Source organism: Nocardiopsis sp. M1B1 (assembly GCF_052466615.1).
Map to the genome: position 1 here is coordinate 754,768 of NZ_CP196194.1, position 14,625 is coordinate 769,392.

The 14,625-nt window shown below is 69.9% G+C and carries 7 protein-coding genes; 6 read left to right on the forward strand and 1 reads right to left on the reverse strand.

Features of this window, described 5'->3' with window-relative positions; all coding sequences use genetic code 11:
* Positions 1–99: 99 nt before the first annotated feature.
* Positions 100–939, reverse strand: coding sequence for a hypothetical protein (locus tag ACSTA4_RS03470; protein ID WP_444962405.1), 840 nt, complete (start codon positions 937–939; stop codon positions 100–102).
* A 462-nt stretch (positions 940–1,401) separates the two neighbouring features.
* On the opposite strand from ACSTA4_RS03470, the gene rplJ reads away from it, so the two are divergent.
* The 6 genes from rplJ to rpsL all read left to right on the forward strand — a co-directional run bounded on the left by rplJ (position 1,402) and on the right by rpsL (position 14,623).
* On the forward strand, positions 1,402–1,929 hold the full coding sequence (gene rplJ, locus ACSTA4_RS03475) for a 50S ribosomal protein L10 (RefSeq protein WP_013156102.1): 528 nt from the start codon (positions 1,402–1,404) through the stop codon (positions 1,927–1,929).
* 97 nt (positions 1,930–2,026) lie between these two features.
* On the forward strand, positions 2,027–2,416 hold the full coding sequence (gene rplL / locus ACSTA4_RS03480) for a 50S ribosomal protein L7/L12 (RefSeq protein ID WP_013156103.1): 390 nt from the start codon (positions 2,027–2,029) through the stop codon (positions 2,414–2,416).
* An 873-nt stretch (positions 2,417–3,289) separates the two neighbouring features.
* Positions 3,290–6,757, forward strand: coding sequence for a DNA-directed RNA polymerase subunit beta (gene rpoB / locus ACSTA4_RS03485; RefSeq protein WP_444962406.1), 3,468 nt, complete (start codon positions 3,290–3,292; stop codon positions 6,755–6,757).
* A gap of 34 nt (positions 6,758–6,791) precedes the next feature.
* Positions 6,792–10,670 carry a DNA-directed RNA polymerase subunit beta' gene (locus tag ACSTA4_RS03490; protein WP_248773455.1) on the forward strand — a complete coding sequence of 1,293 codons (3,879 nt, stop codon included), beginning with the start codon at positions 6,792–6,794 and terminating at the stop codon, positions 10,668–10,670.
* 129 nt (positions 10,671–10,799) lie between these two features.
* A complete protein-coding gene (locus tag ACSTA4_RS03495) occupies positions 10,800–13,793 on the forward strand; it encodes a hypothetical protein (RefSeq protein ID WP_444962407.1) in 2,994 nt (997 codons plus the stop codon).
* Between the two features lie 458 nt (positions 13,794–14,251).
* Positions 14,252–14,623: a 30S ribosomal protein S12 gene (gene rpsL / locus ACSTA4_RS03500; RefSeq protein WP_013156106.1), complete on the forward strand. Its 372-nt coding sequence runs from the start codon at positions 14,252–14,254 to the stop codon at positions 14,621–14,623.
* Positions 14,624–14,625: the final 2 nt, after the last annotated feature.

Here is a 14,625-nt window from a genome sequence, read left to right on the forward strand (position 1 = left end):
CCGCAGTCCGAGAGGACGGCGGGGGCCGCTCCGCTTCCGCCGGGGTCCGTCCGGCCGGGGGCCCGCGGACCGTTCGCGCTCGGTCCGGGGCGGCCTCTCTCAGATCTCGGTGATCTCGTCCTCACCCGGGATCTCGAAGGAGGTCTCGCCCACGGCGGAGAACTCCATCGACACCTCGGAACCAGCGCCGGAGAACTCCACACGCATCGGGAAACCGGCCTCGTCGATCCAGAGCACCGCGTCCATGCCCTCGGGTGCCGGGCGGCCGAGCAGACCGTCCAGTACCGCGGCCTGGTCTTCCCGCAGGGCCGCGATCTGTTCAGAGGACATCGCGCCCTCGATCATGGTGGTGCCGACCCCGTCGACCTGCTCCTCGCCCACCGCCTCGGCCTGTTCCATACCGCTGAAGGCGCTGACCAGGTCGGCGAGGCCGACCAGGTCGAAGTCCAGGGCCGCCTCCGTTCGGGTGGTCCTCGCGCTGTACACCCAAGGAGTCTCGGTGCCGTACAGACCGTGCGGGTCGCTCAGCAGGAGTTCCCCGCCGTTGTGGGAGATGTACTCACTGGTGCTGAGGTCCTCGGCGGTGACGCCCTCGGGGAGTGCTCCCGCCGCGGAGAACATGGTGGCCATCAGCTCGCCCGCATAGGGCATCACCGAGACGCAGCGGAAGGCTTCGGGGTCGTCCATGACCTCGTAGGTCTGGGACATGGACAGGTCCCCCTGTTCCATTCCGAGGGCCTCGGACTCCACCGAAAGGGTGTAGTTGGTCACGGTCTCGACGGCGTCGCCGAGTCCGCCCAACAGGGCCGGGACGTCGGCGGGTGCGGGGCTCTCCTGCGCCGGCTCGGAGGCGGCCTCCTCGGCGGGCTCGTCGCCGCAGGCGGTGAGGGACAGAGTGAGCGCGCCGGCGGCGAGCAGGGCCGGCATACGGGTCTTCACGGGGGTGTCGCCTTCTTCTTTTGTGCGGGGGATGGGCGCGTCTGGGAGCGGGGCGCCCGGTAGCGTCATGCTGCCATGGCGGAGGGACGTTCCGGTCCCTACCGCCCCCTCCGTATGGTCACTGATTCGTCCTTCGTCACGTCACGGCGGTTCCGTGCCCGCGGGGGAGTGAGAGCGATCACGGTTTCGGCCCCCCGGTGCGGAACGGGGGCTCCCGTGCGTGCGGTACGATGGGTTCTTGCCGAAGACCGCTGGTCGTCACCCGAACGGGTGACCTAAGGGCCCATCCGCGATGGGCGCCCGCGCAGGTGTCACAAGAGCTTCCCGTTCCACGCCGTGCTCCGCGCGGCCGCCGGAACGCGGTCATGCCCCGTGCGCCTCGCGCCCGGGGCTTTTTCTCGTGCTGACGCCGATCGCCCGGGCCCTTGGAGTCAACCAGCGTTCAATGTTGGAAGGAGTCCCATGGCGAGGCCGGACAAGGCAGCCGCGGTCGCCGAACTCACGGGCGAGTTCCGTGAGTCGAACGGCGCCGTGCTGACCGAATACCGGGGGCTCACTGTCGCGCAGATCACTGAACTGCGTCGCAGCCTCGGCCAGAGCGCGCGTTTTCGCATCGTCAAGAACACGCTGACCAAGATCGCGGTCACGGAGGCCGGTGTCGACGAGCAGGTCAAGGACCTGCTTGAGGGCCCGTCCGCCATCGCCTTCGTCCACGGTGACGTGGTCGAGGCCGCCAAGGGTCTGCGTGACTTCGCGAAGGCGAACTCGCCCCTGGTGATCAAGGGCGGTGTCATCGACGGCAAGTCGATGAGCGCCGACGACATCACCAAGCTGGCCGATCTGGAGTCCCGCGAGGTCATCCTCGCGAAGCTGGCGGGTGCGCTCAAGGCCAAGCAGGGCCAGGCCGCCGCCGTCTTCCAGGCGCTGCCCTCCAAGACTGTGCGTCTCGCGCAGGCCCTGGCGGACAAGCGCTCCCAGGAAGCCGCCTGACCTTTTTGAACCCCGCCGGGCGCCGAGGGCGCTCGGACACTGACTCGCACGCGGGCCCGACAGGACCGCGTGTCCGCAGAGAAAGAGAGATCGCACCATGGCGAAGCTCAGCAACGAGGACCTGCTTGCCGCGTTCGAGGAGATGACCCTTCTCGAGCTGGCCGACTTCGTGAAGCTCTTCGAGGACAAGTTCGACGTCACCGCCGCCGCTCCGGCCGCCGTGGCCGTCGCCGCTCCCGGCCAGGGTGGCGGCGCCGCCGCCGAGGCCGAGGAGAAGGACGAGTTCGACGTCATCCTCGAGGGCGCTGGCGACAAGAAGATCCAGGTCATCAAGGAGGTCCGCGGCCTCACGAGCCTGGGCCTCAAGGAGGCCAAGGACCTGGTCGACAACGCTCCCAAGCCGCTGCTGGAGGGCGTCAACAAGGAGACGGCCGAGAAGGCCAAGGCCGCTCTCGAGGGCGCTGGCGCCTCCGTCACCCTCAAGTAGTCCCACGCGGGCCGCTGAGCGCCCGCTGGCCTGCTTCCGGCGGCCGTCCCTCCTTCCGGGGAGGGGCGGCCGCCTTCGTGCGTCCTGGAACCCCTCACCGCCTCCGGGCGGTCCTCCCGGGCCCCTCCCCTCCGGCCCGCGCTCCTTCGCGCCCCGGCCCGCGACCGCCGCGCCCCCGCCCCCGCGGCCCTCGCTCCTCCCGGGCCGGTGTCCGCCGTGCCCCGCGTCCCGCCGGGCCCTCCGCCCCCGCCGCCCGGTCCCGGGCGGCGCGCTGACCTGCGGCGGGCCCGGAGTCCTTTGCCCGCGCCCCGCCGTGTCCGTCACCGCTCCTCCCGTCCCCTGTGCGAAGCTGAGGGGGATCCGGCAGGTTCCGGAACCGGGGGTGCGTGTGCGAACTGTCCCCCGGACGCGCTAATCTCCCGTCCCGGGAAACCCGCTGAGGCCCGGAGGACGTGTTTACCCGCCTGAGGCGGGGGAATCCTTCGGATGTCGTTGGCTCCCGACCCCCGGGCCAGGGCAGGCGCACCAGTCCACCGACGAGGTCGTCGGACCGTTCCGGGCAGCCGGAATCCGGGCCCCTCCGCCGGGAGCGGGCTTGACGGATCGCCCTCCAGGGGTGATCCTGCCGGTGTCGTGAGTGGCGCTGTGGACCGTGAGTGGACAGCGGTGTGGTGTTCGGCTACACTGCTCTTTTGCGCTGCCCTTTGGTGATCCCTGTGCCGGTGAAGGCTACCGCCACTCCATTTTTCCGGACATTCCGGTGGCCCGCTCCCGCTCGATGTGACCGTCTCAACCGCGTTGCGGCGGTCCTTCTCGTGACGGATCGTCTGGCGTGCGCGCTTCAACCGCCACAAGCCTTCGGAAGGACCCCTGTTGGCAGCCTCGCGCAACGCCTCCGCTAACGCCCTTGGTCCGCACCGCGTTTCCTTCGCCCGTATCCAGGAACCACTGGAGGTCCCGAACCTCCTCGCCCTTCAGACCGAGTCGTTCGACTGGCTGCTGGGCAACGACAGGTGGAAGACCCGGGTTGAGACGGCCCGAAACGCTGGCCGCAAGGACGTTCCGGAGCAGTCCGGTCTCGAAGAGATCTTCGAGGAGATCAGCCCGATCGAGGACTTCTCGGGCACGATGTCCCTGTCGTTCCGCGACCACCGGTTCGAGCCGCCCAAGTACTCAGAGGATGAGTGCAAGGACAGGGACATGACCTACTCCGCCCCGATGTTCGTCACGGCGGAGTTCATCAACAACGACACCGGTGAGATCAAGAGCCAGACGGTGTTCATGGGCGACTTCCCGCTCATGACCGAGACCGGCACCTTCATCATCAACGGCACCGAGCGCGTCGTCGTGTCCCAGCTGGTGCGCTCCCCGGGCGTGTACTTCGACAAGTCCGTCGACAAGACCTCGGACAAGGACCTCTACGGCTGCAAGGTCATCCCGTCCCGCGGCGCCTGGCTGGAGTTCGAGGTCGACAAGCGCGACTTCGTCGGCGTCCGCATCGACCGCAAGCGCAAGCAGGGCGTCACCGTCCTGCTCAAGGCGCTGGGCTGGACCACCGACCAGATCCTGGAGCGCTTCGGCCAGTACGAGTCCATCCGCAACACGCTGGAGAAGGACCCCACCGCGGGCACCGACGACGCGCTGCTGGACATCTACCGCAAGCTGCGCCCCGGCGAGCCGCCCACGAAGGAGTCGGCCCAGGCGCTGCTGGAGAACCTGTACTTCAACCCCAAGCGCTACGACCTGGCCAAGGTCGGCCGTTACAAGATCAACAAGAAGCTCGGTCTGGACACCGACTACCGACAGGGCACCCTCACTGAAGAGGACATCGTCGCCACGATCGACTACCTCGTCCGCCTGCACGCGGGTGAGGTCGAGAAGGAGACCGTCAACGGTCCCCGTCCGATCGAGACCGACGACATCGACCACTTCGGCAACCGCCGCCTGCGCACCGTCGGCGAGCTCATCCAGAACCAGGTCCGCCTGGGCCTGGCCCGCATGGAGCGCGTCGTCCGCGAGCGGATGACCACCCAGGACGTCGAGGCGATCACGCCGCAGACCCTGATCAACATCCGTCCGGTCGTGGCCTCCATCAAGGAGTTCTTCGGCACCTCGCAGCTGTCGCAGTTCATGGGCCAGACCAACCCGCTGGAGGGCCTGACGCACAAGCGCCGCCTCTCCGCGCTGGGCCCGGGCGGCCTGTCCCGCGAGCGCGCGGGCTTCGAGGTCCGCGACGTGCACCCCTCGCACTACGGCCGCATGTGCCCGATCGAGACGCCCGAGGGACCGAACATCGGTCTGATCGGCTCGCTCGCCGCCTACGGCCGGGTCAACTCCTTCGGCTTCGTGGAGACCCCGTACCGCCGCATCATCGACGGCAAGGTCTCCGACCAGGTCGACTACCTGACCGCTGACGAGGAGGACCTCCACGTCATCGCGCAGGCCAACACGCCGATGAACCCCGACGGCTCCTTCGCCGAGGCCGGTGTGCTCGTGCGCCGCAAGGGCGGTGAGTTCGAGCAGGTCAGCACGGACGAGGTCGACTACATGGACGTGTCGCCGCGCCAGATGGTGTCGGTCGCCACCGCCATGATCCCGTTCCTGGAGCACGACGACGCCAACCGCGCCCTCATGGGCTCGAACATGCAGCGCCAGGCAGTGCCGCTGCTGATGGCCGAGTCTCCGTTCGTCGGCACCGGCATGGAGTACCGCGCCGCAACCGACGCCGGCGAGGTCGTCCTGGCGCAGAAGGCCGGTGTCGTCGAGGACGTCACCGCCGACTACGTCACCGTCATGGCCGACGACGGCACGCGCAAGACGTACCGCATGGGCAAGTTCCAGCGCTCCAACCAGGGCACCTGCTTCAACCAGCGGCCGATCGTGGCCGAGGGCCAGCGGGTCGAGGAGCGCCAGGTCCTCGCGGACGGCCCCTCCACCGACCAGGGTGAGATGTCGCTGGGCAAGAACCTGCTCGTGGCGTACATGTCCTGGGAGGGCCACAACTACGAGGACGCGATCATCCTCTCCCAGCGCCTGGTGCAGGACGACGTCCTCTCCTCGATCCACATCGAGGAGCACGAGGTCGACGCCCGCGACACCAAGCTGGGCCCGGAGGAGATCACCCGCGAGATCCCCAACGTCAGCGAGGAGGTCCTGGCCGACCTCGACGACCGGGGCATCATCCGCATCGGCGCCGAGGTCGTGGACGGCGACATCCTCGTCGGCAAGGTCACGCCCAAGGGCGAGACCGAGCTGACCCCGGAGGAGCGCCTGCTGCGCGCGATCTTCGGCGAGAAGGCGCGCGAGGTCCGCGACACCTCGCTGAAGGTGCCGCACGGCGAGACCGGCAAGGTCATCGGCGTCCGCGTGTTCAGCCGCGAGGAGGGCGACGAGCTCGCCCCCGGCGTCAACGAGATGGTCCGCGTCTACGTGGCCCAGAAGCGCAAGATCACCGACGGTGACAAGCTCGCGGGCCGCCACGGCAACAAGGGCGTCATCTCCAAGATCCTGCCCCAGGAGGACATGCCCTTCCTGGAGGACGGGACGCCGGTCGACATCATCCTCAACCCGCTGGGCGTGCCCGGCCGCATGAACGTCGGCCAGGTCCTGGAGGTCCACCTGGGCTGGCTGGCCAAGAACGGCTGGCTGGTCGAGGGGGTCGAGGAGGAGTGGCAGAAGTCGCTGGAGGCCATCGGCGCCACCGACGTGCCGCCGGACTCCCGCGTGGCCACGCCGGTCTTCGACGGCCTGCACGGCGACGAGCTCAGCGGCCTGATCAGGTCGGTGCGCCCCAACGCGGACGGCAACCGCCTGATCAACGAGGACGGCAAGGCGCGCCTGTTCGACGGCCGCACCGGCGAGCCCTTCGCCGAGCCGATCTCCGTCGGCTACAAGTACATCCTCAAGCTCCACCACCTCGTGGACGACAAGATCCACGCGCGCTCCACCGGCCCGTACTCCATGATCACCCAGCAGCCGCTGGGCGGTAAGGCGCAGTTCGGCGGCCAGCGCTTCGGTGAGATGGAGGTGTGGGCGCTGGAGGCCTACGGCGCCGCCTACGCCCTCCAGGAGCTGCTCACCATCAAGTCCGACGACGTGGTGGGCCGGGTCAAGGTCTACGAGGCCATCGTCAAGGGCGAGAACATCCCCGAGCCGGGCATCCCTGAGTCCTTCAAGGTGCTCATCAAGGAGATGCAGTCGCTCTGTCTGAACGTGGAGGTGCTGTCCAGTGACGGTATGTCCATCGAGATGCGGGACAGCGACGAGGACGTCTTCCGCGCGGCGGAAGAACTGGGAATCGACCTGGGTCGGCGGGAGCCGAGCAGTGTCGAAGAGGTCTAACTTCCGCATTCTTCGAGAGCAGGGGACGAATTAAGTGCTCGACGTCAACTTCTTCGACGAGCTGCGCATCGGCCTGGCCACGGCCGACGACATCCGCCAGTGGTCGCACGGCGAGGTCAAGAAGCCCGAGACCATCAACTACCGCACCCTCAAGCCCGAGAAGGACGGACTCTTCTGCGAGAAGATCTTCGGTCCGACCCGCGACTGGGAGTGCTACTGCGGCAAGTACAAGCGCGTCCGCTTCAAGGGCATCATCTGTGAGCGCTGCGGCGTCGAGGTGACCCGCGCCAAGGTGCGCCGTGAGCGGATGGGCCACATCGAGCTGGCCGCTCCCGTCACGCACATCTGGTACTTCAAGGGCGTGCCCTCCCGCCTGGGCTACCTGCTGGACCTGGCGCCGAAGGATCTCGAGAAGATCATCTACTTCGCCGCCTACATGGTCACGTGGGTGGACACCGAGGCCCGTGAGCGCGACCTCCAGTCCCTGGAGGCGCGGATCTCGGTCGAGAAGCAGCACCTGGAGCAGCGCCGCGACTCCACCGTCGAGGACCGCCACCGCAAGCTGGAGGCCGACCTCGCCGAGCTGGAGGAGCAGGGGGCCAAGGGCGACGCCCGCCGCAAGGTGCGCGAGGGCGCCGAGCGCGAGATGCGCCAGCTGCGCGACCGCGCCCAGCGCGAGATCGACCGCCTCGACGAGGTCTGGAACCGGTTCAAGAACCTCAAGGTCCAGGACCTCGAGGGCGACGAGATGCTCTACCGCGAGATGCGGGACCGCTTCGGCAAGTACTTCCGCGGCGGCATGGGCGCTCAGGCCATCCAGGACCGGCTGGCCAACTTCGAGCTGGACGTGGAGGCCGAGAGGCTCCGGGAGATCATCCGCACCGGCAAGGGCCAGAAGAAGGCCCGCGCCCTGAAGCGGCTCAAGGTCGTCTCGGCGTTCCTCAACACCACCAACAGCCCCATGGGCATGGTGCTGGACTGCATCCCGGTCATCCCGCCGGACCTGCGTCCGATGGTGCAGCTGGACGGTGGCCGCTTCGCGACCTCCGACCTCAACGACCTGTACCGCCGTGTCATCAACCGCAACAACCGCCTCAAGCGGCTGCTCGACCTCGGCGCGCCCGAGATCATCGTCAACAACGAGAAGCGGATGCTCCAGGAGGCCGTCGACGCGCTGTTCGACAACGGCCGCCGGGGCCGCCCGGTCACCGGGCCGGGCAACCGTCCGCTCAAGTCGCTGTCCGACATGCTCAAGGGCAAGCAGGGCCGCTTCCGCCAGAACCTGCTGGGCAAGCGAGTCGACTACTCCGGCCGTTCGGTCATCGTCGTCGGCCCGCAGCTCAAGCTGCACCAGTGCGGCCTGCCCAAGCAGATGGCGCTGGAGCTGTTCAAGCCCTTCGTGATGAAGCGCCTGGTGGACCTGAACCACGCGCAGAACATCAAGAGCGCCAAGCGCATGGTCGAGCGGTCCCGCCCGGTCGTGTGGGACGTCCTCGAAGAGGTCATCACCGAGCACCCGGTTCTGCTCAACCGCGCCCCGACGCTGCACCGCCTGGGCATCCAGGCCTTCGAGCCGCAGCTGGTCGAGGGCAAGGCCATCCAGATCCACCCGCTCGTGTGCACGGCGTTCAACGCCGACTTCGACGGCGACCAGATGGCCGTGCACCTGCCGCTGTCCGCCGAGGCCCAGGCCGAGGCGCGGCTGCTGATGCTGGCCACCAACAACATCCTCAAGCCGTCCGACGGCAAGCCCGTGACCATGCCCACCCAGGACATGATCATCGGCCTGTTCTACCTGACGACGGAGAAGGCCGGAGCCAAGGGCGAGGGGCGTTCGTTCCTCTCCCCGGCCGAGGGCATCATGGCCTACGACCTGGGGGACCTCGACCTCCAGGCCAGGATCAAGCTCCGGATCGCCGACGGCGCCCCCGGTCCCAAGGACTGGACGCCGCCGGAGGGCTGGACGCCGGGGGAGCCGTACACCCTGGAGACGACCCTGGGGCGGTACCTGTTCAACGAGACCACCCCGGTCGACTACCCGTACGTCAACTTCCAGGTGGGTAAGAAGCAGGTCTCGACGCTGGTCAACGACCTCGCCGAGAACTACCCCAAGGTCCAGGTCGCCACGACGCTGGACGCCCTCAAGGACGCCGGTTACCACTGGGCCACCCGGTCCGGTCTGACCATCGGCATCGAGGACGTCGTCGCGCCGCCGCGCAAGACCGAGATCCTGGAGGGGTACGAGCGCAAGGCGGACAAGATCCAGCGCGAGTACGATCGCGGTCTCATCACCGACGACGAGCGCCGTCAGGAGCTCACCGAGGTGTGGACGCAGGCCACCACCGAGGTCGCCCAGGACATGGAGAGCAACTTCCCCGCCGACAACCCGGTGTGGATGATGGTCCAGTCCGGCGCCCGAGGCAACCCGATGCAGGTGCGCCAGATCGCGGGTATCCGCGGCCTGGTCTCCAACACCAAGGGTGAGACGATCCCGCGTCCGATCAAGTCCTCCTACCGCGAGGGCCTGTCCGTGCTGGAGTACTTCATCTCCACGCACGGCCAGCGCAAGGGTCTGGCCGACACCGCCCTGCGTACCGCCGACTCGGGTTACCTGACCCGTCGTCTGGTGGACGTCGCGCAGGACGTCATCGTCCGCGAGATCGACTGCGGCACGGAGCGCTCGCTCTGGCACGAGATCGGCGAGAAGAACGCCGCCGGCGTCGTCGTGCGCAAGCACAACGTCGAGAACACCGGTTTCGGCCGGACCATCGCCGAGGACGCGGTGGACGCGGAGGGCAACGTCGTCCTTCCCGCCCTGAGCGACACCTCCGAGCAGAACATCGACAAGCTCATCGAGGCCGGGATCACCCGCGTCCGCGTGCGCTCGTCGCTGGTCTGCGAGGCCAAGATCGGCGTCTGCACCACCTGCTACGGCCGCTCCATGGCGACCGGCAAGCCGGTGGACGTCGGTGAGGCGATCGGCATCATCGCGGCCCAGTCCATCGGTGAGCCCGGCACCCAGCTGACCATGCGTACCTTCCACATGGGCGGTTCGGCCGGTCAGGACATCACCCACGGTCTGCCCCGTGTCCAGGAGCTCTTCGAGGCCCGCATCCCCAAGGGTGTGGCCCCGATCTCCGAGATGGAGGGCCGGATCCGGATCGACGACACCGAGAAGAGCCGCAAGATCGTCGTCATCCCCGACGACGGCACGGACGAGATCGCCTACCCGGTCCCGATGCGCGCCCAGCTGCTCGTCACCGACGGCGACCACGTCAAGGTCGGCCAGCAGCTGATCCAGGGTGCGATCAACCCGCACGAGGTCCTGCGCATCCAGGGCCCGCGTGCGGTGCAGCAGCACCTGGTGTCCGAGGTCCAGGAGGTGTACAAGTCGCAGGGTGTGTCCATCCACGACAAGCACATCGAGATCATCGTCCGCCAGATGCTCAAGCGCGTGAACATCCTGGAGTCGGGCGACACCGAGCTGCTGCCCGGTGAGATGGTCGAGCGGCCGAAGTTCGAGCGGATCAACCGCCGCGTCGTGTCCGAGGGCGGCCAGCCCGCGGCCGGGCGCCCGGTGCTGCTGGGTATCACCAAGGCCTCGCTGGCCACGGAGTCCTGGCTGTCCGCGGCCTCCTTCCAGGAGACCACCCGGGTGCTCACCGAGAACGCGATCCACGGCAAGAGCGACCCGCTCCTCGGCCTCAAGGAGAACGTCATCATCGGTAAGCTCATCCCGGCCGGTACCGGCATTCCGCAGTACCGCAACATCCGGGTGGAGCCGACCGAGGAGGCCAAGGCCTCGATGTACTCGGTCTCCGGGTACGAGGAGCCGAGCGAGTACACCTTCGGACAGGGTTCGGGCGAGGCCGTTCCGCTGGAGGAGTACGACTTCGGACCGTACAACCGGTAGAAGCGGTTTGCTTGACTGACGGCGGCGGTATGCCACCCCTCGCGGGGGGTGGTACCGCCGCCGTTCCGCGCACAGGGTCCGCTGACGCGGACGGAAGACGGCGCTACTGCGCTGGCGGGAGAGGCACAGGTGACTGACAACGGGGGCGAACGGCGGGACTCCGACGCGGAGGACTCGTGGTTCAAGCCGAGCGAGAACCGCTATCGCACACAGTCGGACTACCAGGACCCGCTCGAATCGGAGGGGACCGCTGACACGGTCTTCCCGGACAGCGGGGGGTACGCGGGGCTGAGCTCGTCCCGCCCGGCGATGGTGGAGCCCTATCCGGAGGCGCTGGGCGGACCGCCGCCCCCCGTCTCCCACGGCATCTCCTACCCGGGCGCCGGGTCCGCGGCCTACCAGCCGCTGACCAGGGTCCCGGGAGAGGCCGAGGAGCCCTCCCTGCCGAGCGTCGCGGCCAGCGCCCAGGTGCCGCTCCCGTCGGAGCGGGACACCGACCGGTCCGAGGCATGGTCCGACGGCCCCCGGACCCAGGAGTTCCCCGCGCTGGACGACCGGGACGCCCCGGGCGCCGGGCAGCCCTGGGACGAATCCTCCTCCGCATCCGGCTCCGCCGCCGAACAGCCGTGGGCTTCCGGCGCACCGGTGGACGAGGACCGGGGCGCGCCCTCCTGGGACGCCCCGTCCCCCGGCGCGTCCGGTCAGCCGTGGGAGGACGCTCCTTCCTCCGGTGTGTCCGGTCAGCCGTGGGACGACGCCCCGGACCGTGGCCGGGACACCGCCGACGACGGCCTGGGCCCCGCGTCGTGGGAGGCTCCCTCCTCCGCCGCGTCCGGCCAGCCGTGGGAGGACGCTCCTTCCTCCGGTGTGTCCGGTGGCCAGCCGTGGGAGGACGCTCCGGTCGCCGACCGGCGCGATCCGCTCGACGACGGCCTCGGCACGGCCTCGTGGGACGCCTCGGCACCCGCCGCCCGGCCGTGGGAGGGCGACACGCGCTCTTCCTCCTCCCTGGAAGCCGACGCCCCCGCCCGCGGGGACGACCACGGTGCGTCGGCCCCGTGGTCGGACTCCCCCGGAACCGGTGGTTCCGTTGAGAGCGGTCCGGCCGACGGGTCCCGGCCCTGGGACACCCCGTCCCCGTCCGCCCCCGGTCAGCCGTGGGACGACGCCCCGGTCCGCGGCCGGGACACCGCCGACGACGGCCTGGGCCCCGCGTCGTGGGAGGCTCCCTCCTCCGCCGCGTCCGGCCAGCCGTGGGAGGACGCTCCTTCCTCCGGTGTGTCCGGTGGCCAGCCGTGGGAGGACGCTCCGGTCGCCGACCGGCGCGATCCGCTCGACGACGGCCTCGGCACGGCCTCGTGGGACGCCTCGGCACCCGCCGCCCGGCCGTGGGAGGACGAGACCCGTTCTCCCTCCTCCCCGGACGCCGACGCCCCCGGCAGTGGCGTCCCGGCGGAGGGCACCCGGCCCTGGGACAGCGGCTCCGCCGGCGACCGCGGCGCCTGGAACGCCGACCGGGGCTCCCAGCCCTGGGACGACGCCCCCGCGGGCGGTACGCGCGACCCACTCGACGACGGTCTGGGCCCCGCCTCCTGGGAATCCCCGGCTTCCGGCACGTCCGGCCAGCCGTGGGACGACAACGCTCCGGGTCGCGGCCGTGACGCGGCCGACGACGGCCTGGGCCCCGCGTCGTGGGAGACGCGGCCCTCCTCCGCCACCGACCAGCCCTGGGGCCCCGACCCCCTGGGCGACCGGGGTTCGTGGACCGCTGACCGGGGCGGCCAGCCCTGGGAGGACGACACCCGCGCCTCCTCCGGCTGGGACGACGACGCTCCCGACCGCGAGCGCGGCCCGGCCTCCTGGACCGACGTGCCCGGACCCGACGGCGGTTCCTGGGACGACGGAGCCCCGGCGGACCGGCCCGGGGACGACCGGGCCCCCCGGCACGGGACCGGTGAGCGCGCCGCCGAGACCTGGGACGACCGCCCCTACGGCGATGACCCCCTCGGGGGAGACCGCGCACGCGGCCGCTCCTGGGACGACGACGAACTCGGCGGCGACTTCCGGGGCGCCGACAGCGCTCCCGCGGGCGCCGACGCCCCGGACGCCTGGGCGCCCTCCGGCCGCACCGACGACCGACCCGGCGCGGGCTCCGGCGGCTCGTGGGGCGACGGGTACGGCGACGAGCTCTCGCCCTCCGGGCTGGGCAGCGGCAGCGGCAACACGTGGGCGTTCGACCGCAACGACCCCCGTCTGCCGGACGTGGTCCGCGAGGCGGAGCAGCGCCGCAGGGAGTCCTCCTCCGGACGGGCCGAGACCGTCGACTGGGGAGGGCCCGACACCGGTGAGCTCTCCGCGGCGGTCCCCGGAGCGGACGACCCCCTGGGCGCGATCGCCGACATGCAGTCGCGAGCCCGCTCCAGGGACCAGGACCCGCCGGAGGACCCCGGCGGGGCCACCCAGATGTTCGACGCCCGCGCCCTGGCCGAAGAGGGGGGCTGGGCGGACGACGACGAGTACCGGCGCGACGACCGCCGCGGGGACGACGGGGCGGACTACGACCGCTACGACGACGACCCCGACGGGCCGGAGTACGGCCAGGACGGGCCGGAGTACGGCCGCGACGGGGACGCGGACCGGCCGGAGCCGGAGTACGACTACGACGACGACCCCGAGCCCCGCGGTGACGAGCCCCGCGACCGCGACGACTCCGAGTACGAGGACGGGTTCACCCCGGCCGACTACGGCATGCCCGCCGCCCCGGCGGGACGCAGCAGGCGCCGCAAGGACCCGATCGCCGACGAGTTCCCCGGTTTCGGCGACCGCCCCCTGGGCGGCGAGGCCGGTGACGCCTACCCCGGCTACGACAGCATCGACTTCCTCGCCGACACCGAGCGGGGAGCGACGCTCACCCTGTGGCTGGGCGTGGCCTCGCTGCTGCCCGGCGTGGGACTGGTCACGGCCGTCCTGGCCCTGCTGGTCACCGGGCCCAAGGCCAAGAGGGCGATCCGCGAGTCCCGCGGGCAGCTCGACGGCCTCGGCCTGATCACGACCGGAACGGTCTTCGCCGTCGTGGGCATCCTGGTGACGGTGATCTCCGTCGCCCTCTGGCTGCTCCTGTAGCGCGACGGCCGCCTCTCGGGGACAATCGTCCCGGGGAGGCGGCCGTCAGCCTTCGGCCGCGCTCTCGCAGAAGCGGGGCCGAGCAGCCGCGGGACCGCGTAGAATGGTGGTGACCCACGGCTGTGCGAGGATCCGTCCCGACGGTTCCCGCCATGTCGCACACCGTTTTGACCGTCCTGACGGCAAGCGGTAGCCTGTGTGATTGTGCCCGTGAGTCGACGGGTCGCACATGCGAGTGCGGCGCCCGGTTCCGCAGACGAGGACCTACGGTGCGCGGCGCATGTGAACCCCCTCCCATGATTCGGCCTCTCGGCCGGGTGTGAACTCGTTTTCGCCATGCGCGGGAACGAACGCGACACGCCCGACATCGGGGGTCGGGGAGGTTCGGGAAATCCAGCAGGTCAATAGCGATATCGGCTACGAGAACCGGCGTAGGTCACGAGGAAGACGGAGACGCGGTGCCCACCATCCAGCAGCTGGTCCGCAAGGGCCGACAGGACAAGGTCGCAAAGAACAAGACCCCGGCGCTGAAGGGGAGTCCGCAGCGTCGTGGTGTGTGCACTCGTGTCTACACCACCACGCCCAAGAAGCCGAACTCCGCTCTGCGCAAGGTCGCCCGAGTCAAGCTGAGCAGCCAGATCGAGGTCACGGCCTACATCCCCGGCATCGGCCACAACCTCCAGGAGCACAGCATCGTGCTCGTGCGCGGTGGTCGTGTGAAGGACCTGCCGGGTGTCCGTTACCGCATCGTGCGCGGCTCGCTCGACACGCAGGGTGTCCGTAACCGCAAGCAGGCGCGTAGCCGTTACGGCGCCAAGAAGGAGAAGTAAGC